The organism is Paraburkholderia sp. BGA-UO-ETr-F12, from assembly GCF_059567945.1.
Map to the genome: position 1 here is coordinate 360676 of NZ_JCAQOZ010000067.1, position 24169 is coordinate 384844.

At 62.9% G+C, this 24169-nt stretch carries 23 protein-coding genes; 14 read left to right on the forward strand and 9 right to left on the reverse strand.

Annotation, left to right across the window (positions count from 1 at the left end; genetic code table 11):
- Window positions 1–206 precede the first annotated feature (206 nt).
- The 3 genes from AC57B6_RS38130 to AC57B6_RS38140 are packed head-to-tail and all read left to right on the forward strand — an operon-like array spanning window position 207 to window position 4858.
- Window positions 207–956 (forward strand): PA3715 family protein, encoded by a 750-nt coding sequence (locus tag AC57B6_RS38130; protein WP_496423287.1) that lies wholly within the window; start codon window positions 207–209, stop codon window positions 954–956.
- A complete protein-coding gene (locus AC57B6_RS38135) occupies window positions 949–2214 on the forward strand; it encodes a DUF3142 domain-containing protein (protein ID WP_496423288.1) in 1266 nt (421 codons plus the stop codon). Before AC57B6_RS38130 ends, AC57B6_RS38135 begins: the two co-directional genes overlap by 8 nt.
- On the forward strand, window positions 2201–4858 hold the full coding sequence (locus AC57B6_RS38140; protein ID WP_496423289.1) for a hypothetical protein: 2658 nt from the start codon (window positions 2201–2203) through the stop codon (window positions 4856–4858). The genes AC57B6_RS38135 and AC57B6_RS38140 overlap by 14 nt, the downstream gene beginning before the upstream one ends.
- Before the next feature lie 8 nt (window positions 4859–4866).
- Here AC57B6_RS38140 and AC57B6_RS38145 read toward each other — a convergent pair whose 3' ends face one another.
- Complete coding sequence (locus AC57B6_RS38145; RefSeq protein ID WP_496423290.1) at window positions 4867–5715, reverse strand: IclR family transcriptional regulator; 849 nt, start codon at window positions 5713–5715, stop codon at window positions 4867–4869.
- Window positions 5712–6569: an IclR family transcriptional regulator gene (locus AC57B6_RS38150; protein ID WP_496423291.1), complete on the reverse strand. Its 858-nt coding sequence runs from the start codon at window positions 6567–6569 to the stop codon at window positions 5712–5714. Before AC57B6_RS38150 ends, AC57B6_RS38145 begins: the two co-directional genes overlap by 4 nt.
- Before the next feature lie 285 nt (window positions 6570–6854).
- Between AC57B6_RS38150 and AC57B6_RS38155 the strand changes: the two genes are divergently transcribed.
- From AC57B6_RS38155 to AC57B6_RS38175, 5 genes are all read left to right on the forward strand, one after another.
- Complete coding sequence (locus AC57B6_RS38155; RefSeq protein WP_028195103.1) at window positions 6855–7814, forward strand: MBL fold metallo-hydrolase; 960 nt, start codon at window positions 6855–6857, stop codon at window positions 7812–7814.
- Window positions 7815–7884: 70 nt separating this feature from the next.
- Window positions 7885–9585 (forward strand): FAD-dependent oxidoreductase, encoded by a 1701-nt coding sequence (locus AC57B6_RS38160; RefSeq protein ID WP_496423292.1) that lies wholly within the window; start codon window positions 7885–7887, stop codon window positions 9583–9585.
- Between the two features lie 49 nt (window positions 9586–9634).
- On the forward strand, window positions 9635–9871 hold the full coding sequence (locus tag AC57B6_RS38165) for a DUF2783 domain-containing protein (protein WP_046572480.1): 237 nt from the start codon (window positions 9635–9637) through the stop codon (window positions 9869–9871).
- 194 nt (window positions 9872–10065) lie between these two features.
- On the forward strand, window positions 10066–11406 hold the full coding sequence (locus AC57B6_RS38170; RefSeq protein ID WP_496423293.1) for an MFS transporter: 1341 nt from the start codon (window positions 10066–10068) through the stop codon (window positions 11404–11406).
- A gap of 112 nt (window positions 11407–11518) precedes the next feature.
- Window positions 11519–12214: a 4'-phosphopantetheinyl transferase family protein gene (locus tag AC57B6_RS38175; RefSeq protein WP_106354441.1), complete on the forward strand. Its 696-nt coding sequence runs from the start codon at window positions 11519–11521 to the stop codon at window positions 12212–12214.
- Window positions 12215–12242: 28 nt separating this feature from the next.
- On the opposite strand, the gene AC57B6_RS38180 is transcribed toward AC57B6_RS38175, so the two are convergent.
- The 3 genes from AC57B6_RS38180 to AC57B6_RS38190 all read right to left on the reverse strand — a co-directional run bounded on the left by AC57B6_RS38180 (window position 12243) and on the right by AC57B6_RS38190 (window position 14353).
- Complete coding sequence (locus AC57B6_RS38180; RefSeq protein WP_496423294.1) at window positions 12243–13064, reverse strand: 4'-phosphopantetheinyl transferase family protein; 822 nt, start codon at window positions 13062–13064, stop codon at window positions 12243–12245.
- 19 nt (window positions 13065–13083) lie between these two features.
- Window positions 13084–13563: a hypothetical protein gene (locus AC57B6_RS38185; protein WP_496423295.1), complete on the reverse strand. Its 480-nt coding sequence runs from the start codon at window positions 13561–13563 to the stop codon at window positions 13084–13086.
- A 127-nt stretch (window positions 13564–13690) separates the two neighbouring features.
- On the reverse strand, window positions 13691–14353 hold the full coding sequence (locus tag AC57B6_RS38190) for a nitroreductase family protein (protein ID WP_183797386.1): 663 nt from the start codon (window positions 14351–14353) through the stop codon (window positions 13691–13693).
- Window positions 14354–14609: 256 nt separating this feature from the next.
- Here AC57B6_RS38190 and AC57B6_RS38195 point away from each other — a divergent pair, with 256 nt between their 5' ends.
- The 4 genes from AC57B6_RS38195 (at window position 14610) to AC57B6_RS38210 (ending at window position 18381) form a co-directional block, all read left to right on the forward strand.
- Window positions 14610–15848 carry a YbfB/YjiJ family MFS transporter gene (locus tag AC57B6_RS38195; protein WP_216751197.1) on the forward strand — a complete coding sequence of 413 codons (1239 nt, stop codon included), beginning with the start codon at window positions 14610–14612 and terminating at the stop codon, window positions 15846–15848.
- 95 nt (window positions 15849–15943) lie between these two features.
- Entirely contained in the window at window positions 15944–17089 is a 1146-nt protein-coding gene (locus AC57B6_RS38200) for an alpha-hydroxy acid oxidase (RefSeq protein WP_496423296.1), read from the forward strand.
- A 112-nt stretch (window positions 17090–17201) separates the two neighbouring features.
- The gene (locus AC57B6_RS38205) at window positions 17202–18143 is read left to right on the forward strand and encodes an ATP adenylyltransferase family protein (protein ID WP_496423297.1); all 942 of its coding nucleotides are present in this window, start codon (window positions 17202–17204) and stop codon (window positions 18141–18143) included.
- Window positions 18144–18210: 67 nt separating this feature from the next.
- A complete protein-coding gene (locus AC57B6_RS38210; RefSeq protein ID WP_167346804.1) occupies window positions 18211–18381 on the forward strand; it encodes a hypothetical protein in 171 nt (56 codons plus the stop codon).
- Between the two features lie 81 nt (window positions 18382–18462).
- Here AC57B6_RS38210 and AC57B6_RS38215 read toward each other — a convergent pair whose 3' ends face one another.
- A complete protein-coding gene (locus tag AC57B6_RS38215; protein WP_216751193.1) occupies window positions 18463–19311 on the reverse strand; it encodes a LysR substrate-binding domain-containing protein in 849 nt (282 codons plus the stop codon).
- Between the two features lie 127 nt (window positions 19312–19438).
- Here AC57B6_RS38215 and AC57B6_RS38220 point away from each other — a divergent pair, with 127 nt between their 5' ends.
- Window positions 19439–20086, forward strand: coding sequence for a LysE family translocator (locus AC57B6_RS38220; RefSeq protein WP_496423298.1), 648 nt, complete (start codon window positions 19439–19441; stop codon window positions 20084–20086).
- Here the strand turns inward: AC57B6_RS38220 and AC57B6_RS38225 are convergent, their stop codons facing one another.
- The 3 genes from AC57B6_RS38225 to AC57B6_RS38235 form a co-directional block, all read right to left on the reverse strand.
- Complete coding sequence (locus tag AC57B6_RS38225; protein ID WP_028195090.1) at window positions 20087–20560, reverse strand: Lrp/AsnC family transcriptional regulator; 474 nt, start codon at window positions 20558–20560, stop codon at window positions 20087–20089.
- Window positions 20561–20986: 426 nt separating this feature from the next.
- Window positions 20987–21367: a hypothetical protein gene (locus tag AC57B6_RS38230; protein ID WP_028195089.1), complete on the reverse strand. Its 381-nt coding sequence runs from the start codon at window positions 21365–21367 to the stop codon at window positions 20987–20989.
- Window positions 21368–21811: 444 nt separating this feature from the next.
- Window positions 21812–22867, reverse strand: coding sequence for a LacI family DNA-binding transcriptional regulator (locus AC57B6_RS38235; protein ID WP_496423299.1), 1056 nt, complete (start codon window positions 22865–22867; stop codon window positions 21812–21814).
- A 198-nt stretch (window positions 22868–23065) separates the two neighbouring features.
- Between AC57B6_RS38235 and AC57B6_RS38240 the strand changes: the two genes are divergently transcribed.
- Window positions 23066–24091, forward strand: a complete 1026-nt coding sequence (locus tag AC57B6_RS38240) for a TRAP transporter substrate-binding protein (protein ID WP_028195086.1) — start codon at window positions 23066–23068, stop codon at window positions 24089–24091.
- The last annotated feature ends 78 nt before the right edge of the window (window positions 24092–24169 follow it).

Consider the following 24169-nt stretch of genomic DNA (forward strand, 5'->3'; position numbering starts at 1 on the left):
CTCCGCCATGTCGATCACGAGCACGGCAGGCCGTTCGGACTCCAGTCCGGCGAGCGTGCGTTGCGGCGTCATTGGCAGCGCGGCAGCGTTTTCGCGTCATCGTTTTACAACGAACGGCGCGCACCATAAAATCCGCCGGACTGGCCGAATCCGCCAATGCACCGCGCATTGTCGAAACGCATTGCCAAAGATACCCCGAAGGGAAAATGAAAAAACTCATCACGTCGGCCCTGTTGTGCCTGCCTCTATTCGCTCACGCCGGTACTGACGCCGCCGACTGCCAGTCGCATCTGTCCACGTGGATGAAAACCTTGCACCCCGGCCGGCAACTCGACACCGAGCACGCGGCATGCAAGGTCTGGCCGGCGGACCCTTCATTGACGCTGGCCGTGCAGCCGCTGCCGAAAGCGGGCAACACCGACGACGAAGGCGAGTACGACGTCGAAGTGCTGGTCGCCGACAGCAAGTCGGGTGCAATCATCGCGCATGCCTATGAAGCGGCTGAGATCAGTTCGGACGCGATCCGCTTCAGTCAGATCGACCTGGACACCGCCCGCTATCAACTCACCCCGCAATTGCGTGCATTCGGCGTTCGGGTGACTTACGAGGGTGCGTCGCGCGTCAATCCGTACGAGGCACAGGCGTTGAGCCTGTATGTGCTGGACGGCCACACGCTGCGCCGCGTGGTCGACGATCTGACCGTCGAGAACAACACCGGGGAATGGGACGGCAATTGCGCCGGCACGTTCTCGGCCATCACGCGCACGCTCGCGCTCGGTCCGGCCAACAGTGCGGGTTACGCGACGTTGCGCGTCGGCGAAACGTCGAAGGAAACCGTCAGCAAGCAGACGAGCCAGGACTGCGTATCGACCGATCGTTCGTTAAAGCGCAGCACCACGACGCTCGAATACGACGGCACCGCTTACCGCGTGCCCAAAGCCTTGCACTATGAATGACGGCTGGGCAGCGCCGTTGCGGCGGCGGGTACGTGGCGCGTTTGCCGCTTGCGCCGTGTCGCTGCTGGCGCTGGCGCTGACGTTCGTCGGCGCTTGCAGCAAGCCGCCCGCACCGTTGCCGAACGACGCCTATCTCTGGCAGCGTAAATGGACGCCGTCCGTTGCGTCGGCGCTCGAACAGAGCCGCGCTTTCGTGCAGACGTGGCATGTGCTGGCCGCGGAAAAAGACAGCAAGGATGATTGGACCGTCGTCTCGCCCGATTGGACGACCCTCGCCGCAATCCACGCGCCTGTAAGCGCGGTCGTCCGGATCGACGGCCAACTCGACGATCTGAACACGCTGCCGGTCGCGCGCATCGTCAAGCTCGCGGCGGACTGGAAGCAGCATGGCATCCCGCTCGCGGCGGTTGAAATCGATCATGACTGCGCGACGTCCAGGCTCGCCGGCTATACGCGCTTTCTCGCCGCTTTACGCGCGCAACTCGATCCCTCCGTCAAACTGACGATCACCGCGCTGCCCACCTGGCTCGACAGCCCGGCGCTCGACGCGCTGCTGGCGCAAGCCGACGAATCCATCCTGCAGGTGCACGCGGTCATGAACCCGGTGCGCGGCCTGTTCGATCCGGCGCAAGCGCGCGCATGGCTGCGCGAATACGCGCCACGCACCCGGCGTCCGTGGCGCGTCGCGTTGCCGACTTACGGCTCGCGCGTGACATGGGGTGACGACGGCCGCGTGGCCGGCATCGAAAGCGAGCGGCCGATGTTGCTCGCCAACGGCTCGACCCAGGGTGTCGTGCATGAACTTGTCGCGCAACCCGAGCAGATCAGCGCTTTTGTCGCGCGGATCGAACGCGATGCGTTGCCGGGACTCAAGGGCATTGTCTGGTTCCGTCTGCCCACCGATGCCGACGAACGCGCATGGAGTTTCGCCACCTGGCGTGCCGTGCTCACGCGCGCGCCGCTGACGTCCGCGATCGCCGCCGACGTGCGCCCAAGCGCGCAGCAGCCGGGTCTCTTCGACGTCTCGCTTGTCAGCGGCGGCAACACCGACGCACCGTTGCCCGCGACCGTGCGCGCCGATGCCTCATGCGCAGCCGCCGACGGCATCAACGGCTACGCCCTCGACTACGACGCGCGCGGCATGCTGCTGCGTCGCGTTCAACCCGGTTTGCTGCGCGCGGGCATGCGCCGCGATATCGGCTGGCTTCGCTGTGGCGAAGTCGATAACAAAAAGGTCTCTGTTCATGTTGAGCCGTAAATATCTTGCGCTCGGTGGCGGGGTTGCGTTGCTGGCCGGCGCGGTTATCGTCTACGCGTGCGGTCCGTTTTTCCCGCTGCAATTGCTCGATAATCGCGCGGGCACGCTATCCGGTACGCCGAACAATTCGTTTGCGTATGAGGTTTCGCATCTCGTGACGCCCGCCGATCATCTGCTCGCGCCTGAGGCCGTGCACGTTCCGGCGGGGCAGCAACCGGTCGATCCTGCCAAAGCGATGTTGGCGGGCCTCTCGCACGAACAGATCGCCACACTGGCCGCGATGGCCAAGGCCGCGGATGGCGACGCGGCGTACGCAATGGGAGCGGGCGTGCCGGAGGCGCAACGGCTCTTTGCAGCCGCGGACGTCGATTTCGGCCACGCACTGACGGCCTGCACGAGCGCGGCAAGTGCGGCGCCGGATGCGCCCGCATCCGGCGCAAATCCAGCCGCCGCGGACGCAGACGCATCCGACGCTTCGCCCGCGACCCATGCAGCAGGCACGACAGCCGCGCAGTCCACCTGCGCCGCCCGCGAACCGCTGCTCGGCCGCGCGGCCACCCGGCTCGACGCGGTCCTCGCGTTGCCTGCTGCAACCGGCGCCCCACGCGCGGTGGCCGCGGCAACCGAACTCGCGGCGATCGCCCAGGCACGGGCGGACGACTGCAAGAGCGGCGACGCGTGCGCTACCCTCAAGGCCGCATTGCCGGCCGCTTACGCAAAACCGCGCACGCTCGCAGCGAACGGCGCCCCCGATCCCGAAGGTCTGGCGGTGGCCAGTTTTGGCGACGAAGCGCTCACCTATCTGCAGGACAAACAAACCGGCAAGCAATGCGACTACCGCAGCTTCCTGAACAGCACGCCATGCGCGACGGCGATCGCACCGGCGGATCTCAAGCAGGCGATCAACCTGTACGCGCAGCAGGCCGCACGCGGTGGCAATAGCGGCCTGCAATCCCTGCGCTTTATCGCAGCGTGGGCGCTGGAGGGGAAGGCGCGCGTCGCGTCGCTGATCGACGATCCGCTCGCGCAACGTTTGCTGGTTGCGTATGCGCTCGCGCGCGAAGGCGACATCGTGAACGATCAACCGGCGAGCGCGTTCGAATACTACGGCGGCTACGACAACAGTTACGGCCCGACTGGCTATGCCGATGCGGCTCGCGGCGACAAGGGCATCAAATCCAATCCGGCGTTGGTGTCGCTGGTCGAGGCGATCCAGCAACGGGGCATCGATCATGTGGCGGGCGCCGACCGTCTCGCCGCGCTGGCGTATCGTGTCGGCCGTTACGATTTCGCCGGTACGCTGGCGGCGCGCGAACACAGCGCGCTCGCAAGCTGGGTGAGCGCAAAACTGGCCTTGCGCCGCGGCGATACGGCGGCTGCCGTGCAGGCCTATGCGCAGGCATCCAAAGCATTTCCCGCCACCGATGCGAGCGTCGAACCGGCTGGCGCACTGTTGATTAAAGGCGAGCAGGCGGTGTTGACGCTGTCGCGCGGCCAATATATCGAGGCGCTCGGCTATCTGTTCGACGCGGCATCCCGACAGGACAAGACCGGCCTGGACGACGACTCCGTCTCCGAAGTCGCCTACGGCAGCGACATGGCCTATATCGCCGAGCGCGTGCTCACCACGGACGAACTGAAGCACTTCGTCGACTTGCGCGTCCCGGCATCGGCGGTGCCTCCTGTGCCGGCGTCCAATGCGGGTGCGGATGCCTACTATGCGTTGCACCAGACCGCCGCCGATTCGTTGCGTTACCTGCTCGCGCGCCGTCTCGTGCGCGATGGCCGGATCGACGATGCACTGCCGTATTTCCCCGCCGACAACGACCCGCGCTACAGCACCTTTAGTTGGGAAGGCGGCCAGACGACCCGCAAGCAATTGCAGCTTCGCAAGCTCGCGCGCGACTATGCGGCCGCGCTGGACGAGGCGCAGCATGCATGGTTGAGTGCGAACCGCGCGCATGGCTGGTTCGACGCGGCGACGCTCGCGAAGCAGTACGGCATGGAGTTGATGGGTTACGAGCAAGGACCGGATTATCACGACGTCGACGGTGCGTTCGCGGGCGGATCGGGGCGTTCAGGTGTGATCGGTGCGCGGGGGAGTGGTGCTTCCAATGCCGGTGCGGCCAGCGCGCCGGCGACACCGGATACGCCGGCGGCGCGCGCCGAGGCGGATCTGGCCGGACCGTTCGTGACCGCGGACGAGAAGCGCCGCTACGCGGCCAGCGAGAGCAAACCGTTGGTGCGCTTTCACTACCGCGAAATCGCCGCCGACTACATCGCCAAAGCGGCGGACGGGTTGCCGCCGCGTTCGCAGGCATTCGCTGCCGTGCTTTGCCGTGGGACGGACTGGACGCACAACGACGATCCGGCGCGCGCGCTCGCGTTCTATCAGCGCTATGTCAAAGAGGGCGCTTACGTGGACTTCGGCGGCCCGTTTGGCACGCTGTGCCCGACACCGGATTTCCGCGCTGCGGCGACGTTCACTTACACCCAGGCCTGGCGCAACGTGAAGCGCGATGCGGGGCGCAATAGGAAACCTGTGGCATTGATTGGCTTGCTGATCGCCTTGGGTTTGATCGGCGTGGGGGTCTGGCGCTATCGGAGGGGGAGAGCGCAACGTACCGGCGCCGACGGCAAGTGATCGCGCTTTCAGGCCTCGCCTGCCGCCGCCATCCACCCAAAGCGCCGCGACAGCCTTAGCGTGGCGGCGCGCAAAGTCTGCGCCGGGCCGCCCGCGAGTTCGCTGTCGAAGCTGCCGCTCGGCCCCATCACCGCGAGCACCAGGCAGATGCTGCCGGTATGGTCCAGCACCGGCGCGGCCAGCGTGTCGATGCCTGGCACCGGCCGGCTCAGTGCGGTGTCGATGCCGTCCGCGCGGATTTGCGCGAGGCGTTCGGTGTAGGCCTTTGTCTCCTCGGCCTCGGTGCCGGCCAGCCGCAAATGATCCTGCGCCAGCAGGCCGTGGCGCACGTCGTCCGCGACATAAGCAGCAAACACGCGCCCGATAGCGGTATTCACCAGCGACATCACCGTGCCGACCCGCAAGCTCACATGCAGCGGCCGCGCTGATTCTTCCAGACGTACGACGGTCGGCCCGAGCGGCCCGAGCACTGCCATCGCGACACTCATTCCCGTCGACGCCGCCAGTTCGACCACTTCCGGTTCGGCCTCTCGCGTGGGCGACAAACGCTGCAAGCCGATCAAGCCAAGCTCCAGCGCTAAAGGCCCGGCTTCGAAGCAACCCGCGGCATCGCGATTCAGCAAGCCGATCTTGAGCAGACTCACCAGATGCGGAAACGCCTTGGCCGGCGGCATGCCGGCCGCCGCCGCAAGGTCGCGCAGGCTCAACGGCCGTGCGGCTGCTACCAGCGCGCCAAGCAACTCGCCGGTGCTATCGAGCGACTGGATGCCGCGCTGCGGTTTCGCATCGGCGGAAGCGGAGGCAGAAGCAGCAGAAGCGCCGATGCCTGTGGATGAGGTGTCGAACGAATCGGTCACGATGCGGATGAAGCTAGTAAAGAAGGCGCTGCCGCCAGTTCGGCGGCGATGTCATGAGCGGCGGCAAGCAGTGCGCGAGCCGTCGGACCATCGGCGGCTACGTCGATCGCGCCCGTCGAGCCGATCACCGTCAGTGCGAGGCACAACTGGCCGCCGGCATCGAGCACCGGCGCGCTCAAACTGCTGATGCCCGGACTCGGCGTGTCAACGCTGAATGCGAGTCCGCGCGCGCGGATGTCGTTCAAGGCGGTCTCGAACGCAGCGCTCTCGCCAGATGGCGTCATGGCGCTACCACGCGAGCCCGACTGATTCGCCCACATCGCTGCCAGCGCTTCGCGTGGCAGGTAGGCGCAAAACACGCGCCCCGTCGACGTAGCCGGCAGCGACATCACCGTGCCCACATGCAGATTCACATGCAGCGGAAAGCCCGCATGTTCATAGCGGACGATGGTCGGCCCTTGCGGCCCCGCAATACAGATCGCGACGCTAAACCCGATTGCCTCGGCTAACGCCGCCACGCGCGGCACGGCGGCGCGAAACGCCGGCTGGTTCTCCAGATGCATCAATCCGAGCCGCAACGACAACGGACCGGGTTCATAACGGCCCGACAATTCGTCGCGTTTGATCAGACCTAAGCGGCTCAAGCTAACCAGATAGGCGTGCGCTTGCCCCGGCGCAATCTGCGCGGCGGCGGCAAGATCGGACAACGCGAGCGGACTGCGCGCCTGCGCGAGCGCCAGCAACACGCGGCCGCCCACTTCGACGCTCTGAATCCCGCGCTGCGTCTTGCCGCCGTCTGCCGTCTCGCTGCCGCCCGCGCCCTTGCCGGCGGCCGATTTCGCTGCTGTGCTCACACCCGCGCTCGTCCGTAAAAAGGGTCCATGTTAGCCGATGCCCCGCGCGAAAGCCCGCGCCATCCAGTCCTTATCTTAGACGCTCGGAGATTTGCGTATAGCGATACATTTCGCTATTGACAAATAAACTGACGCGGCCATAAGATGCATTCACCCCGACATACCGGTGCAGTCACAGAGTCAAAACGGGGCGAGACAACCCCCAATACCGTCAGCCCGCGCATCTGAAATCCGTACGCGCAGCCGGCCGTCTCGCCTCACATTCCACTTTTGAGGGAGACAAGCATGGCAAAGGCATTCGCATCCCAGGCCGACCTGGAAGTCAAGAAAGTCACGTGGACCAAGCTGTCCGAGAACGCTTACGCGTACACCGCTGAAGGCGATCCGAACTCGGGCGTGATCATCGGCGACGACGGCGTGCTGATCGTCGACACCACCGCCACGCCGGCCATGGCGCAAGACCTCATCGCGAAGATTCGCAGCGTCACCGATAAGCCGATCAAATACGTCGTGCTGTCGCACTACCACGCGGTGCGCGTGCTGGGTGCGTCGGCGTATTTCGAAGAGGGCGCGCAGGAGGTGATCGCCAGCCGCGGCACCTACGAGATGATCGTCGAGCGCGGCGAAGCGGACATGAAGTCGGAAATCGAACGCTTCCCGCGTCTGTTCGCCGGCGTTGAAACCGTGCCGGGCCTGACGTGGCCCACGCTGGTGTTCGAAAAGGAAATGACGCTGTTCCTCGGCAAGCTGGAAGTGCGTATCGCGCATCTGGGCGCGGGTCATACGAAGGGCGACACGGTGGTGTGGCTGCCGTCGCAGAAGGTGCTGTTCTCCGGCGACCTGGTTGAATACGACGCAGCGTGCTATTGCGGCGACGCTCAACTCGAACAATGGCCGGCCACGCTCGAAGCATTGCGCGCGCTGAAGGCCGAGAAGCTGGTGCCGGGCCGCGGTCCTGCATTGACCACGCCGGAAGACGTCAACAAGGGCCTCGATTACACGAAAGACTTCGTGACCACGCTGCTCCAGCAAGGCCGCGAAGCCGTCGAACAGAAGCTCGATCTGAAAGCCGCAATGGCGCATACGCGCAAGGCAATGGACCCGAAGTTCGGCCACGTGTTCATCTATGAGCATTGCCTGCCGTTCGACGTTTCGCGTGCGTTCGACGAAGCGAGCGGCATCACGCATCCGCGTATCTGGACCGCGCAACGCGACAAGGAAATGTGGGATGCGCTGCAAGCCTGATTGAAAATCTGACCACCGCATAGAAACGCCGGAACGCGTCAAGCAGAGCAGAGAAGGACGGAGACACAAGATGAGCATCAACTACCAGACGCTGTCGTTCGAGTATCGGCCGTGCCGTGAGCAAAGCGGCGCGGAGCAGGCGCGTTATCCCGTGATCGTGGTCGGCGCGGGGCCGGTGGGCCTCGCTACGGCGATCGATATCGCGCAGCAGGGCGTGCCGGTCGTACTGGTCGACGACGATTGTTCGTTGTCCACCGGTTCGCGGGCGATCTGCTTTTCGAAGCGTTCGCTCGATATCTTCGACCGGCTCGGCTGCGGGCAGCGCATGGTGGACAAGGGCATCAGCTGGAATGTGGGCAAGGTGTTCCTGAAAGATGAACTGGTGTACACGTTCAATCTGCAGCCGGAGGCGGGTCACCATCGGCCCGCGTTCATCAATCTGCAGCAGTACTACGTCGAAGGCTTTCTGCTCGAACGCGCGCAGGAGATGCCGAATCTCGAGATCCGCTGGAAGAGCAAGGTGGTCGGCGTGCAGCAGAGCGGCACGCCAGGTACGCAGGACGCCAGCGTAACGCTGACGATCGACACACCTGATGGTCAATACCCGTTATGCGGCCGCTATGTGGTGGCCGCCGACGGTTCGCGTAGTCCGATGCGCAATCTGATGGGACTCGACAGCAAGGGCGTCACGTTCAAAGACCGTTTCCTGATCGCCGACGTGAAGATGGAAGCGGAGTTTCCGACTGAACGCTGGTTCTGGTTCGATCCACCATTTCATCCGAATCAATCGGTGCTGTTGCATCGTCAGCCGGACAACGTGTGGCGAATCGATTTTCAGTTGGGCTGGGACGCGGATCCGGTGTTGGAGAAAACGCCGGAGCGGGTGATTCCGCGTGTGCGCGCGTTGCTCGGACCGGATGCGAAGTTCGAGCTGGAATGGGTCAGCGTCTATACGTTTTCGTGTTTGCGCATGGATCGGTTCCGGCACGGCAACGTGTTGTTCGCGGGCGATTCCGCGCATGGTGTGTCGCCGTTCGGCGCGCGCGGCGCGAATAGCGGCGTGCAGGATGCGGAGAACCTCGCATGGAAACTGGCGATGGTGCTCGACGGTAAAGCGTCCGATACACTGCTCGACACGTATGCAAGCGAGCGCGAATTCGCCGCGGATGAAAACATCCGCAATTCCACGCGCTCGACCGATTTCATCACACCGAAGAGCCCCGTGAGTCGCGTGTTCCGCGATGCGGTGCTGAAGCTCGCACGGCATCATCCGTTCGCGCGGCAGTTGACGAATAGCGGGCGACTGTCCGTGCCGGCGGTGCTGCGTGATTCTCCGCTGAATACACCGGATAGCGAAAGCTTTGAAGGTGCGATGGTGCCGGGCGCATCGTGCGTCGATGCACCGGTTCACGCAGACGGGCAACCTGTGTGGCTGTTACCGCAACTCGGCCAGCAATTTACGGGCGTGCTGTTCTGCGGCCCGCAAGGCATGGATCAGTCGACGCAAGCTGCGCTGGACGCATTGCGAAGCGGCCCGGTTCCGCTGAAGCTCGTCGTGGTGACGAGTGGCGATGCGCAGGTCGCGTTGGCTTCGGATGTCAAGGTGGTGCATGACGTCGATGGTCTTGTCGCCGCACGTTATGACGGCCAACCCGGCACGTTCTATCTGATCCGCCCCGATCAACACGTTTGCGCGCGTCGTCGGCAACTCGATGTGAGTTTTGTGCACGGCGCATTGAAGCGGGCATTGTGCGTGGAAGGCACGGCCTGAAGCGGGGCGCACGCAGCGCATCGGCAAAAGAAAATAGCAGGAGACAGTCATGGCATTGAACACGCAACCCAATCTCGCCCGCCCCGACGATTTCTACGAGGCGCTGATCGACATGCATCGCGATCTGGACGACGCGCAGAGTCAGTCGGCCAATGCGCAACTGATCCTGTTGCTGGCCAACCATATCGGCGATCACTTGACACTGCTTGAAGCGATGCGGCACGCCCGTGAAGGCGTGGTTGACGTTTCGCTGCAAGGTACACAGGCACATTCACTGGCCGCCTGAACATCGGTTACGGTAAGCAGCAGTAGTAAAAAACGCTTACGCGCGTGGCCGTTCGAGCCACGCGCAATTCACCATGGCAAGTGGCGTACCTATAGCGCCGCATGCCGTTCCGTTCCCGTAGCAAACAGACAACGCGGCGCATCAAGACGCCGGACCCAGCGGGTCCGTTGGACCCTCACGTTTGGAGATAATCGATGAGCCAATCCCTCGCCCCCACGCTCGCGCCGGGCGCATCCGGTGCTGTGCAAGACGACGTGTTGTATCGCAAGGTCTCGATGCGGATTATTCCGTTTCTATTCCTGTGTTACGTGGTGTCGTTTCTCGATCGCATCAATATCGGCTTCGCGCAATTGCAGATGAAGCACGACCTCGGTTTCAGCGACGCCATGTACGGTTTGGGGGCGGCGGTTTTTTACATCGGCTACGTGCTGTGCGAGGTGCCGAGCAACATGTTGCTGGCGCGTTTCGGCGCGCGCCGAACGTTCACGCGGATCATGCTGCTGTGGGGCATCGCGTCGGTCGGCATGATGCTGGTGTCGAAGCCCATGCACTTTTACGTGCTGCGTTTCATGCTCGGCGTGTTCGAAGCGGGTTTCTTTCCCGGCATCGTGCTGTATCTGACCTACTGGTACCCGGCACGGCGGCGCGCGGCCGTTCTGTCGATTTTCTTCGCGGGCGTCGCGGTGGCGGGCGTGCTCGGCGGCCTGGTGTCCGGCTGGATCATGCGCGATATGGGCGGCGTGATGGGGCTGTTCGGCTGGCAGTGGATGTTCGTGATCGAAGGGGCGCCGGCCATCGTGCTGGGCTTGATCGCCGCGTTTTATCTGCTCGACGGCCCGCAGCAGGCAAGCTGGCTCACCGCCGCCGAAAAGGCGCAACTGATCGCGCAGCGCGATGAAGATCGCCGCGCGGCATTCGACGCACATTCGGACGCACATTCATCGCGCTCTGTCATGCAAGCGCTGCGCAATCCTCGGGTGTATCTGTTTGCGTTCATCTACTTCTCGCTCACCTGTGCGTCGCTGACGCTGAATTTCTGGATGCCGTTGATGATTCGCGACTTCGGTGTTCACGATGTGCTGGCGATCAGCCTGTACACCGTGATTCCGAATGCCGTCGGCGCAGTGGGCCTGATTCTGATTGCGCGCCACTCGGACCGCCGTGGCGAACGACGCCGGCACTTCGCGGTTTGCACGATCGGCGGCGGTATCGCGCTCTCGCTTCTGACACTCCATCTGAGCAGCTTTCCGGCGATGCTCGCGATTCTCTCGGTGGCTGCCGTACTGATCTTCGCCGCGTTGCCGATTTTCTGGACCGTGCCGTCGGGCTATCTGTCCGGCGCGGCTGCGGCCGCCGGGATTGCGCTGATCAGCAGCATCGGCATTACGAGCGGGATTGTCAGCCCGTGGGTGATCGGTCTGATCAAGACGCATACCGGCAGCATGGATAACGCGCTGTATTTGCTGACCGCGCTGTTGTTCGTCAGCGGCGTGGCGTTGCTGCTCGGCGTACCGAAGGAAATGAAGCGTGTCTAAGGGCGTCCCTTGCGAGGCGCCGTTCAGGCGGATGGCGCCGGTTTGAACGTCATATCGGGTAGAGTCGCGTAAAGTCTCGCGCTTGTGCGTGTCCAACATCCGGATCCTCGCGATGTATTCAATCGAACCTGTTCCACTACCGCATGAAGGCCCATCCGATGTTTCGTTGTGGCGGGTCGATTTCGCTTTCGAAGCATCGTTGGAAGATGCCGCGTTCGCCGCGCTAAGCAGCGACGAACGCACGCGCGCCGGCAACTTTCACCGCCACGAAGACGCGCTGCGTTTTGCCACCGTGCGTGTGGCGTTGCGCGAGCAACTCGCGCGATATCTCGGCATGACGGCGCATGCCGTCCGATTCAAACTCGATGAAAACCGCCGTCCCTGTCTCGCCGATTCCGACGCCTGCGACTTCAACGTCTCGCATGCGGGTGCGTATGGGCTGATCGCGATATCGCCGCGCCGGCGTGTCGGCGTCGATATCGAGCAATGCAGCGATACCTTCGATTGGCGTTCGATCGTATCGCTGACGCTCGACGCGAGCGAGGCGGCATGGATCGAGCAGTTGGACGCCGCACAGCAGATCAGTGCGTTTTACGACGCGTGGGTCGCGAAAGAAGCGCTCGTCAAAACAACGGGCGTGGGCATCACGCGTGGCTTGCAGCATCTCACGGTGCTGCCGCGCGACGGCCTTCAAGTGACGCTGCGCAAGCAGATTCCCGACGACATGCGCGAGCTTGCCGCGCATTGGATCGCGGCGCCGGAAGGCTATGTCGCCTGCGTGGCGTGGTCGACGAAAACGTTCGCGTAATACAAGGCGCGCGTGGCGCCAGACACGTCTAGTTGCCGGGTTCGCCAAACACCATCGCTTTCGGCCATCCAATCGCCTGCACATGCGTGACGGGCTGCGCGAGTGCAACTGCCGCGCAAATCTTCCCCGACATCGGTAAATCGAGCACATGCCAGCGGCCATGTTCCGCCAAATCGAACGCGCCGACGGCGGTATCGCTCGACAGCAGATCCAGGTCGATATCGACGGGCGCATAGCGCAACGCATTGCACAAGCTCCCGTAACGCGCGCGTCGGCGTGAGCCTTCCGGCGTGTCGTCGGGTGTGGCGCCAGGCGAGGGGACGACGACGCTCAGACCGAGCGTGGCCGATGCAAGACCGATCACGATCCAGATGCCGGCGTACGCGATATCGATTGTGATGCCGCGGCCGTCCTGCGGATGGCGCGCGCGCAGTTTTTCATGGCCGTCGTCCTGCAAATCGACGGCTTGCGGTTCGCAGTCGAACAGATTCCCGACGATCCAGCGCGTCACCACGCGCGCGCTGATAAAGCGTTTGCGCAGCGGCGAGTTCGGATGAAGCCGTGCACGTTCGCGCTCGACCTTCGAGAGCCACGTTTCGCCTTCCTGGACCGGCACCGGCAGCCACTCGCAACGAAACCGCCACACCTGCAACTCACCCGCGCGCGGTGCGGCGACGCTGGCCGGATAGTGACGCGTCAGCGGACGCGCGACGAATTCCGGCGCGACGGCATGGACGACAGTGTGGGTGCTTCGTGCAGATTGATCGGCGCGCGGGACGTTGGCGCGATTGGCCGTCTGCGGCTCGATGCTGTCGCGCCCATGCGAGGACGGGCGATAAGCGAGTTCCATCGGCATACGCTTGGGCCCCTCAATGCATATACGTGACGCGGCGCGCTTGCACGTCGAGTTCGACTCCGGCGTCGAGCAGGTCGATGGCGAACCAGCGAATCAGCTTCAACACCCCACTGACGGCCGGCGCCGGCAACCATTCGTTCAGCATGCGCAAGGCCGCGCCGCTGTGGGTTTTTTGCAGCAGCGCGATGGTTTGCAGAATCACGGCTTCGTCCTTGCCGAGATCGCTGGCGCAGCGGCATCGCATGTCGAGCGGGCGATAGGACACGTGCATCAGCGACCGCATCAGCAGATCGAAATGTTCGATGCCGTCCTGCCGCAGGCCTACGCCGCTCAGGATGTCGCGCCAGTGCACGCCGCCGCGCGCCGTTTCGCACGCCGGCCGCAGCCAGGTGCGTACTGCGCTGAGGACCGTGCGATCGGGCGCATCGGCGGTGTCCCCGACGTGGTCGTCGACCAGTTCGGGACGGCTGCTGTATTGAGAGCGGAAGTTCATCGATGCTCCTGAATGGACACGGTCCAATGAGTCGCGCCGGCCTGATCGGATGAGAGCCGCGTCGCAGGCCAGCGCATGTCGCTTGCGACGGATAGGCGATGACGCAGCATTTGCGTCAGGGCGTGCTTCAAGTCTTTGCGGGTTGTGCCGGCAGCCATTCGCGTACGTGCTCGCTGCGCGCCGGACGTGCCGGTGCCTGGCCGGGCGTTTTCGGCGTGCCGACAAACAGGAATCCCACTAGCTGCTCGTTCGGCGCGAAGCCCAGCGCCTCGCGCAGTCGGGGTTCGTAGCAGTCCGGTCCGGTGGCCCAGAAGCCGCCGTAGCCGAGTGCGTGGATCGCATTCAGCATGTTCATCGTGGCGGCGCCCACCGCCAGCAACTGCTCGGTTTCGGGCACTTTCGGATGGGCCGAGAGCGCCGCGCCGAGCGCGATCACGAGGGGCGCCGCAAAGGCCTTCTGGCGCCGATGCGCATGCGCCGAGCGCGGCTCGCCAGGCGAACGGGCGCAGGCGAGGTCGACCAGCACGTCGCCGAGCTGGCCGCGTGCGTCGCCGCGGATCGTCACGAAGCGCCACGGCCGCAGATTGCCGTGATCGGGCGCGCGCAAGGCGGCGTCGAAAATCAGATCGAGCTCGGTGCCTGCCGGTCCCGGCTCGGTGAGCGGCCAATGAGACTGGCGCGAGAGCAGCACTTCAAGCGCGGCCGCCGCCTTCGCGCTGGCGGCGGACGGAGGCGCGGTTGCTGTGCGTTCGCTGGCGGTTGCAGGACGGCTGATATCGAGCGTGCTCATGATTTTGGTGTTCGGCTGATGGTATGGGCCGTATGATGAGCCAATTTTCACGTAAATGCAAATCATTCTCATTTAGAAAATGAATTGGACAGCGCATGGCATCGTGGATGGGTACGCGCTGCGGGTGGTGTAGAGGGCTTGCAGCCGAACGCTGAACTCAGACTTGCAACTAACGGTCAACCGCGCGAGGCGCCCCCGGCTATGATGGCGACATGCCGCAGCAAGCCTGCGCATCCTTGTCTACCCACGCTAGCCAATGTCAATAAAAACTCGAGACATCGCATCGACCTCGCACCCCATTGAGGCGGCGCAGCGCCTGCCTACCTTGATGCTGGCCATTGGCCTTTCGTTAGGCAGCGCGATCGCGCTGGGCCTTGCCCGTTTTGCCTACGCGCTGCTGTTGCCGTCGATGAAACTCGACCTCGGCTGGAGCTTTGCCGAGGCTGGCGCGATGAACACCGCCAATGCGCTGGGCTACCTGCTGGGCGCGCTCGCTTTTCCGCAACTCGCGCGCCGCTGGCCGCCCGGAGTACTGTTCGGTGCCGGCTGCGCGGTCACCGCGCTTCTGATGGCGATCAGCGGTTTGTTGGCCGACACACATTCGCTGCTCGCGTTGCGTGTAATTACCGGCGTGAGCAGCGCGGCGATTTTCATCAGCGGCGGCGTGCTCGCGGCGCGGCTTGCATCCGCGAGACCGCACGAGGCCGGATTGGTGCTCGGCCTGTATTACGGCGGGACCGGCTGGGGCATTGTCGCTTCGTCGGTGCTGGTGCCGTTGACGATTGTCGACGCCGTGCATGGCTGGCAGTTTGCGTGGTTCGCGCTCGCGGCGGCGTGTGCGGCATTTGCCGCGATTGCCGTCGGCGCCGCCAGGAAGATCGACAAGGTTCATGCGCCCGGCTCGTCCGCCGCACATGCTGCCGATACCGCTGAAGCGCCGCGCTGGCCGCGTTTCAGCCTCGCGCTGGCGGGCTATGGATTGTTCGGGGTCGGCTATATCGGCTACATGACGTTCATCGTCGCGCTGCTGCGCAACGCGGGCATGAGTGCGGCGGTGGTGACCGGCTTCTACCTGTTGCTCGGCGTGGCGACCGTGGTATCGGCGCGGCTGTGGTCCGGTTTGCTCGACCGCATGCGCGGCGGTCATGCGCTCGCGATACTCAACGCGTTGCTCGCGGTGGCAACGCTGCTGCCCGCGTTGTTCACGCAACCCTGGGTGGCGTTCGTCTCCGGCGTGCTGTTCGGCGCGACGTTTCTCTCGGCCGTGGCGTCGACCACGGCGTTCGTGCGCCACAATTTGCCGGTGAGTCACTGGGCCAAGGGCATTAGCGCATTCACGATCGTGTTTGCGTTCGGACAGATCGTCGGGCCGATGGTGATCGGCTGGGTCTCGGATGGCGCGGGTCTCGCCCGCGGGCTGGTTTATTCCGCGTTGCTGCTGGCGGCCGGTGCGGCGCTGGCGGCTTGCCAGAAGCCTTTACGTAAATCGACGTGAAGCCTGACTGAATTGTCCTAAGGAATTACCGGAATACCGGGCGACTGTCTCCACAACGTACACTCGGTCCCTTGTTCCCTGCGCAGAGAGAAATCGTGCCCGTCATCACCTGCATCGAAGATTTACGCGTGCTCGCTCGACGGCGTGTGCCGCGCATGTTCTACGACTACGCCGACAGTGGCTCGTGGACTGAAAGTACCTACCGCGCCAACGAGAGCGATTTCCAGCGCCTGAAGCTGCGCCAGCGCGTGGCGGTCAACATGGCCGGCCGCAGCACGCACACGGAAATGATCGGTCAGGCGGCCGCCATGCCGGTGGCGATCGCGCCGACCGGTTTGACCGGCATGCAGCACGCCGACGGTGAAATCCTCGCGGCGCGCGCGGCCGAGAAGTTCGGCGTGCCGTTCACCTTGTCCACGATGAGTATCTGTTCGATCGAGGACGTTGCCGCGCAGACCACCAAACCGTTCTGGTTCCAGCTTTATATGATGCGCGACCGCGATTTCATTGTGCGGCTGATCGAGCGCGCTCGCGCGGCAGGGTGCAGCGCCTTGATGTTGACACTGGATCTGCAGATTCTTGGGCAACGTCACAAGGACATCAAGAACGGGCTCTCGGCGCCGCCCAGGCTGACCCCCGCGAATCTCGTCAATCTCGCGACCAAGCCGCGCTGGTGTCTCGGCATGCTCGGCACCCGGCGGCGTACCTTCGGCAACATCGTCGGTCATGCGAAGGGTGTCGGCGATCTGTCCTCGCTGGGCTCGTGGACCGCCGAGCAGTTCGATCCCACGCTGAGTTGGGCGGACGTCGAGTGGGTCAAGAAGCAGTGGGGCGGCAAGCTCATTCTGAAAGGCATCCTCGATGCTGAAGATGCGCGTCTTGCCGCCGACAGCGGCGCGGACGCGTTGATCGTCTCCAACCATGGCGGACGTCAACTCGACGGTGCGCCCTCTTCGATCGCGGCGCTGCCCGAAATCGCACGCGAGGTCGGCTCGCGCATTGAAGTGTGGATGGACGGCGGCATTCGCAGCGGACAGGACGTGCTGAAGGCGGTTGCGCTCGGCGCGAAAGGCACGCTGATCGGGCGCAGCTTCCTCTACGGCCTGGGGGCGATGGGCGAGGCGGGCGTTACGCGGTGCCTGGAGATCATCCACAACGAACTGGACATCACCATGGCCTTTTGCGGCCACACCGACATCCGTCAGGTAGACGAGCGAATCCTGCTGCCTGGCACGCGTTGAAGGCCGGTGGCTGACGACGACGCCATCCCGCGGCCCGCGCTTTCGCTGATGGCGGGTTCGTACCAGGCTTGATTGGGGAAGGCAGCCGCAGGCCGCGGAAACGAGACGAATCGTGGAACATCCACATCTCCAGGCCGGCACCCTGTGGCCGGCTATCCTGCACCAGACCGAGCATGCGCTGCGGTGTGGCGCGTTGCGGCCGATCGAGACCACCCAGGTGCTGATCGAAGACCACGGCGTACCGTTTCTCGTTCGCCAGGTTTCAAGCCTCGCTCGCAAGGAGGCGGCGCGCCAGGCGCCCAAAGACAACAAGACGGTTAAGACCGATGGAGCGGCGACGCGCAGCCCGGTCAATCCGTTCCTGCCTTATGATCCAGACCTCTTTGTGGCCGATCTCTCGGACACGCACATCGCGTTGCTCAACAAATTCAACGTCATCGATCATCATCTTCTGATCGTCACACGTTGCTTCAGATCGCAGGAAACGCTGCTCGATCTGGCGGACTTTGCTGCCTGGTTCACCTGCCTGGCCGAGTGCGATGGCGTGGGTTTCTACAATGGCGGCGCGCAGGCGGGCGCGAGTCAACTCCACAAGCATTTGCAGATCGTGCCGTTGCCGCTCGCGGAATCAGGTCCGCCGCTTCCCATTGAGTCCGTTCTTGGGTCCGTACGCATGGAAGGTCGGATTGGCAGGCTACCCGGCCTGCCGTTCCGGCACGCCATCGCCTATCTGGAACGCGCGCCTGCCGAATCAAGCCAAGCCGCACAGGAAGCGCTCGATTGCTACCACGCATTGCTCGACGCGGTGGGCCTGCGCGCAATCGAAGCGAGTGGCGAACTGCACCCGTCGGCACCGTACAACCTGCTTGTCACCCCGCAATGGATGCTGCTGGTGCCACGGACCCTGGAGCGAGTGGAGGGCATTTCGGTGAATGCACTGGGTTTTGCGGGATCGCTCTTTGTGCGCGACACAGCACAGATGCAGATCATCAGAAGGCTGGGTCCGATGACCGTGCTGGAACGCGTCGCGGTTCCTATCGTCATCGGGCAATGAAAGCAGACGTCGCTATTTCTCCAGTCGCCTAAAATATAAGCATGGTTTCGCCTCAAAGGAGGTTGCCATGACTGAATCGATGATGAGTTTCGTAGTGGGAATCGTGGTGGTGTGCTGTCTCGTGATCTTTACAGCGGTACGCTACCGGCGCGAACACAGAGACCAGTTGAACGACCAGCCGGTTTCCCGCTGGTTGCACGCCCATCCGCTCAAAGACTGGCTGCACCATAAGCACTGAAGACTTGGGCGTTCCGATGCGCGGCAGGTGGGCGCCGGCGTAGCGGCAACGCCCCCGGTCGAGAAACCGGCGGTATCCCGCTTAAATCCTCAACTCAGACAGAATCTGTTCAGCGAGAAAATCGCAGGGCGGCCGTGCTGAGCGGGCACTGCGCGCAAGGACCACTTCAAGTTCGTTCAGGGGCGGCAAGCCTTCATTCTGCGAGAGCTGAACAAGGTGCGCCGGCACGCTGCATCGCGCCAGCGGCGCTATCGCGAGCCCGGCTTCGACCATGCTGATCAGGCCCAGCAAACTCGGGCTTTCGTAGGACATCCGATACTTGATATTTTCACGCTGAAGCGCGCTGACGGCATAGGCGCGTGCCGTACTGCCGTGTTCGAAAACGGCAATGGGAAGCGGCCGCTCCTTCCACACTTTTCTTGCGGGCGATCCGGCCCATACCATCGGCTCGAAGCGAATAAATTCGCCCACCACGCCCCGCGTTTTCGTGAAGCAGGCCAGGTCGAGCGTATTGTCTTTCAGCAAGGGAACGAGCGCATTGCTGGGCAAACCGATGACGCGAATTTCCACACGAGGATGCGCGATCGCGAACTTTCCCAGAACCGGAGGCAGCAACGATGAAGCGTAGTCGTCGGGCACGCCGATCGTGACGCGGCCCTTCATCTCCGGGCGAACCACCGAAGCCCACGCTTCCTCCCGCATGGCAAGCATCCGGCGGCCATAATCCAGAAGCGTCTTGCCCTCGGCGGTAATCGCGACGTTGCGGGTGCTTCGCACGAAGAGCGGTTTCCCCAACGCATCTTCAAGTGCTTTGATCTGCATGCTCACCGCCGACGGCGACCGGTGCACGGACGCCGCCCCTCCCGCGAACGAACCTGTATCGGCGACCGCCGCCACCATTTCCAGCACGTCGAGATCGAGTTTTTTCACTTTGAGCTGTTTTCAAATTCGTCAGAAAATCTGAGTAATGGGTTCAGTTTAATTCGTTTTACTGGCGTATGCATATCGGCCGATACTGATGCCACTCATGCTGAGCCCTTGAAGGGAGCCCGCGACAATGCACGGTACGGTATCGATTTACGGATTTCTGGCGGTCGGCGGCATGCTTGCAGTGACACCGGGTCCGAACATGGTCTACGTCATGTCGCGCTCGATCGCGCAGGGACGCACGGCCGGGCTGATATCGCTGGCGGGCGTCATGCTGGGATATCTCTTCTATATGTTCGGCGCGGCGTTCGGCATCACCGCGCTTTTCCTGAGCGTGCCTTATGCTGCCAGCGTGCTGGGTGCGGTGGGGGCGGCGTATCTGTTCTACCTTGCGTGGCAGGCCGTGAAGCCGGGTGGCCGTTCTCCGCTGGAGGTCCGTGATCTGCCGCGCGAACGGCCGCGCCGGCTTCTGGCGATGGGGGCAACCACCAGCCTGTTGAATCCCAAACTCGCGATGATCTTTCTATCGCTCCTGCCGCAATTCATCGACTATCAGGACGGCAGCGTTTTCAGGCAATCGCTCATGCTCGGTTCACTGCTGATTGTGGCGTTCGCTTCGGTCAACGGGCTGGTGGCAATCTGTTCCGGCAGCATGGCGACGTTCCTCTCGCGTCGTCCAGGATTTCTGCTGGCTCAGCGCTGGATGATGGGCATTGTTCTGATCGCACTCGGCGCGCACATGACCGTCGACGCATTGAAGCTGGCAGGCATCGCCTGATCAGATCGCGATCGACGGAATGCTCTTCATGCAGCGGAGGGCAAACATCGAGCGGCTGTGGCGGATGCCGGCGATCTTGTAGAGCTTCTCGCGTAGAAAGCGTTCGTAGCCCGCCGTGCCGTCGACCGCCACTTTCACCAGGTAGTCGTAGTCGCCCGACACCAGATACGCTTCCAGTACTTCCGGCAACATCGCCAGTTCGGCGCCGAAGCGCGCGAGTGCATCGTCGTCGTGACGGTTGAGCGTGACTTCGAGCAGCACTACGTCGGCGAAGCCGAGTTTCTGCTGATCGAGCAAGGCGACATAGCCCCGGATATACCCCTCGGCTTCCAGTTGACGCGTGCGATTCCAGCACGCCGTAGTCGACATGCCGACCAGTTCAGCAAGTTCGGCATTGCTCAGGCGCGCGTTCTTCTGCAATTCGCGCATGATCTTCCGATCCTGGTTGTCCAGTGGGCGATTTCGGGTAGACATGGCATCGACGGAAGTTAATTCAGATAAATGCCATTATAAAGGAAGATCATTCTGCGTGCGGCGGATGATTGCACCGCTTTAAGAAGCATATCCAGCCTGCCTCCGGGTATATTTTCAGGGTGCATTCATGCCCGGGACAACCGTCCGGGCCGCCGGCCCTAGGCCAGCGGTCTTGCGCGGCCACGAGCTGCCATCCGGTGTCTCGCTGCCTTCACAGGAAGACAGCACGCGGGCGAATTCCGGCGTCACCCGCGCCGGAAGACGCGCTCGCCGGGCATGGTGCATTTTCTTAACCGAATGCTTGCCGGCACCGGCCGTCCATCCGTTGTCCTTGAACGGTCTTCGAGCGCGGCGGTGACGTTTGCGTTGGTGAGCAGTTTGCTGGTCGGCATGGGCGCCTTGATGGCGGCGGTTCGCTGACCCCGTTCAACTGGGTTTGCCCGGCACTCTGAGCGCGCTTTGTACAGCGACACTGCGATAGGCGTCGCGACAGAATTGCATGCCGCCTTCATGCGTGCCGTTGACGGCAGCCGCGATATGCACGGAGCGTTCCGGACTATCGACCCGTTCCGGCGTCGCGGGATTGACGAGGGCTGCGTTGATGGCGAGCGGATCGGTAGACGAAGCGCGCATGATGCCGATGCCCTTGATCGTCACCGCGAGACAGGGGTCCGGTACTTGTGGGCCATGAGTGGCGGCGACGTTGAAATTGATGTTCAGCGTCCAGAAGCCCTCATGTATGTTCTGATGAATGATCACTGCCCTCACTACGTCCTGATGTGACAGCGTGTATTCGTTGCTTGCCATCGGTCCCTCCTTGCTCGTACGCAGTCTGTGCGTGCGTGTGCAGATATGGCATTTTGCGCGGACTAGGGGACCTAGTTTTACGCACCGTTTTGTACAGTGCAAGTGAAAAGGAATGAGTGCCGATCCATTACTGCTATCGATGGATGGCGACATGGAGGGGCGAGGCCGTCGGGAAACGCGGCGTGCCCGGACAGGCAGCGCCGCGCGGACCGATCTTCAGGTGAACTGTCTATGCTGCAACGAGTTAATGGAAGATGAGGTACAGGATAATCAGTACGATAAGTGGGACGCCGAGCAGCCAGCCGAGAAGATAAGGCATGATGTGTCTCCTTGAATATCAACGATTGAATACGCTGGAAACTTAGCATCCGGCATGCCTGACGTGATTCGCCGTCGCCGCAGACCTGCCGCCAAGTTTCAAACCCTCGCTTCAAACCCCGCGAATCAAGGCAAATTCTCCCTCAGCACAATACTGAACTGCACAGGTTTAACGTCACTCATCGCCTCGCGTTTTTCCCGTACGTTGCGGAAAATGCGCAAACAATTCCCCACCATGGCCTGCGGTGTTTGTGTGATCAATGCATCCATGGTCCCGTCGATCAGGAGGGCTCTCGTGTCCGGCGTCAATCCGTGCCCGACAAACAGGATCTTCTGCTCGGCACGGGCTTCGACAATCGCGCGAGCGACCCCGTCAGATCCACCGCCACTGTTGTAAATTCCCGCGAGATCAGGATGCTGTTCCAGCAGCTTGCGCGTCTGCGCATAGTTGCGCTCGCTATCGTCGTGCCCCTCTCGCAAGCCGATGACCCGCACCTGCGGAAACGTCGATTCGATCAGGTGCAGAAAACCGATCTCGCGTTCTTCATGGCCACGATAGTTGAGGCTGCCCGCCAGCATCGCGATTTTCCCACTTGGCCGTGGACCCATGAAGCGTCCCAGCAGCAACGCTGCCGTTCGTCCGGCTGAGCGATTGTCGATGCCCACGTACGCCAGTCGCCGCGCGTTCGACAAATCTGAAATCAGCGTAATAGCCGGCACGCCTTGATCGGCGAGCGTATTCACCGCATCGCGTACGACGGGATGCTCGAGCGCCATGAACACGACACCGTCCGCACGTTGTCCGTAGTGCAGCAGACGGTCCGCGAGTTCTTTCGGGTTGAAACTCTCGACGTAGTGGACGCGGCATTTCATGTCCAACGCATTCCACTGATCGTGCGCGAAGTCGATGTAATCGCCGAGCATGTGCAAATAGCGATTGGTGCCGGCGGGCAGAAGAAACGCAATGCGCATGGGTTTTGAAGCAGACGCCGCGGGGGTTTCCGGCGTGAGCAGATAACCGAGTTGCGCGGCCGCCTGAAGCACACGTTGCGCGGTGACCGCGCGTACGCCTTCGCGGCCATTGAGTACGCGATCCACCGTGGCGGTCGAGACGCCGGCGGCGCGCGCAATGTCGGGAATGCGCGCCCGCGTGGTTGCGGTGACGAGAAGCGGTTCGGACATAGCCGTCCTTCGCAGAGTGGAAGTCCATCAAAAACCATCAAGTTCGCGGTTTGACAGCAATTGCCGCGCACGCCTAGTCTTGCAGCTATCGCACGACGGCTGATACGCAGTGACCGGAAATCAGAGCGGTGTCAGCGAGCGATGATGGTTTTTGATGGATTCGACAGTCACATCAATTATAAGCAAGGAGACACCCAAATGACCAACCTCGCGAGACGCACGTTGCTGCGTGCCGCTGCCGCCATGCCGGTAGCCGGCGCGCTGGGCTTTCCGGCGATCGTGCGCGCGGCGTCCGGCCCGGAATTCGTGTTCAAGTACGGCAACAATCTGCCGCTCACGCATCCGCTGAACGTGCGCTCGCAGGAAGCGGCCAACCAGATCAAAGAGGCGTCGAAGGGGCGCATGGAGATCCGGATATTCCCTAACAACCAGTTGGGCGGCGATACCGACATGCTTGCGCAGGTGCGCAGCGGCGGCATTGAGATGTTCACGCCGTCCGCACTGGTGGTTTCTACACTCGCGCCATCGGTCGCGATCAATGCGGTTGGATTTGCGTTTAGCGACTACAACCAGGTATGGAGCGCGATGGACGGCAAGCTCGGCGCCTACGTGCGCGCCGCGATGCAGAAGGCCGGGCTCGAGTCGTTTGAAAAGATGTGGGACAACGGTTTTCGTCAGACCACGACCAGCAACGGGCCGATTGTCAGCGCGCAAAACATGCGCGGTCTGAAGATCCGTGTGCCGGTGAGTCCGCTCAGCATCGACATGTTCAAGGGCCTGGGCGCCGCGCCGACCAGCCTGCAATTCAGCGAAGTCTATTCGTCGTTGCAAACGCATATCGTCGACGCACAGGAAAATCCGCTGCCGATCGTGCAGGTCGCGAAGCTCTACGAGGTGCAGAAGTATTGCTCGTTGACCAACCACATGTGGGACGGCTACTGGTTCGTGCTGAACCAGCGCGCGTGGCAACGTTTGCCGAAGGACCTGCAAGCAATCGCCAGCGATGCGTTCAATCAAGGCGCGCTGAAACAACGCGACGACGTTCGCAAGCTCAATGAAGCCGCCGTCGCGGATCTGCAAAGCAAAGGCCTCGCCATCAACCGTCCGGCGCCGGACACGTTCCGCGCGGCGCTGCGCCAGGCGGGTTTCTACGCCGAATGGAAGAGCAAGTTCGGCACGCAGGCGTGGGACCTGCTCGAACAATCGGTCGGCAAGCTGGCTTAACCGCAAGCGGCGAACCTTGAGTTCCGACCGTGCGGCACATTGGTGAGCATGACGCGAAGCGCGGCGAGCGGCCGCGAG

Bases quoted from the DNA above. Each gene is read 5' to 3' on its own strand.
- AC57B6_RS38180 (WP_496423294.1), bottom strand. From the start codon at position 13,064: ATGGAACTCGCTTATCGCCCGTCCTCGCATGGGCGCGACAGCATCGAG.
- AC57B6_RS38220 (WP_496423298.1), top strand. From the start codon at position 19,439: ATGCACGGTACGGTATCGATTTACGGATTTCTGGCGGTCGGCGGCATG.
- AC57B6_RS38130 (WP_496423287.1), top strand. From the start codon at position 207: ATGAAAAAACTCATCACGTCGGCCCTGTTGTGCCTGCCTCTATTCGCT.
- AC57B6_RS38190 (WP_183797386.1), bottom strand. From the start codon at position 14,353: ATGAGCACGCTCGATATCAGCCGTCCTGCAACCGCCAGCGAACGCACA.
- AC57B6_RS38230 (WP_028195089.1), bottom strand. From the start codon at position 21,367: ATGGCAAGCAACGAATACACGCTGTCACATCAGGACGTAGTGAGGGCA.
- AC57B6_RS38175 (WP_106354441.1), top strand. From the start codon at position 11,519: ATGTATTCAATCGAACCTGTTCCACTACCGCATGAAGGCCCATCCGAT.
- AC57B6_RS38160 (WP_496423292.1), top strand. From the start codon at position 7,885: ATGAGCATCAACTACCAGACGCTGTCGTTCGAGTATCGGCCGTGCCGT.
- AC57B6_RS38170 (WP_496423293.1), top strand. From the start codon at position 10,066: ATGAGCCAATCCCTCGCCCCCACGCTCGCGCCGGGCGCATCCGGTGCT.
- AC57B6_RS38235 (WP_496423299.1), bottom strand. From the start codon at position 22,867: ATGTCCGAACCGCTTCTCGTCACCGCAACCACGCGGGCGCGCATTCCC.
- AC57B6_RS38240 (WP_028195086.1), top strand. From the start codon at position 23,066: ATGACCAACCTCGCGAGACGCACGTTGCTGCGTGCCGCTGCCGCCATG.
- AC57B6_RS38195 (WP_216751197.1), top strand. From the start codon at position 14,610: ATGTCAATAAAAACTCGAGACATCGCATCGACCTCGCACCCCATTGAG.
- AC57B6_RS38155 (WP_028195103.1), top strand. From the start codon at position 6,855: ATGGCAAAGGCATTCGCATCCCAGGCCGACCTGGAAGTCAAGAAAGTC.
- AC57B6_RS38135 (WP_496423288.1), top strand. From the start codon at position 949: ATGAATGACGGCTGGGCAGCGCCGTTGCGGCGGCGGGTACGTGGCGCG.
- AC57B6_RS38210 (WP_167346804.1), top strand. From the start codon at position 18,211: ATGACTGAATCGATGATGAGTTTCGTAGTGGGAATCGTGGTGGTGTGC.
- AC57B6_RS38225 (WP_028195090.1), bottom strand. From the start codon at position 20,560: ATGTCTACCCGAAATCGCCCACTGGACAACCAGGATCGGAAGATCATG.
- AC57B6_RS38165 (WP_046572480.1), top strand. From the start codon at position 9,635: ATGGCATTGAACACGCAACCCAATCTCGCCCGCCCCGACGATTTCTAC.
- AC57B6_RS38140 (WP_496423289.1), top strand. From the start codon at position 2,201: ATGTTGAGCCGTAAATATCTTGCGCTCGGTGGCGGGGTTGCGTTGCTG.
- AC57B6_RS38185 (WP_496423295.1), bottom strand. From the start codon at position 13,563: ATGAACTTCCGCTCTCAATACAGCAGCCGTCCCGAACTGGTCGACGAC.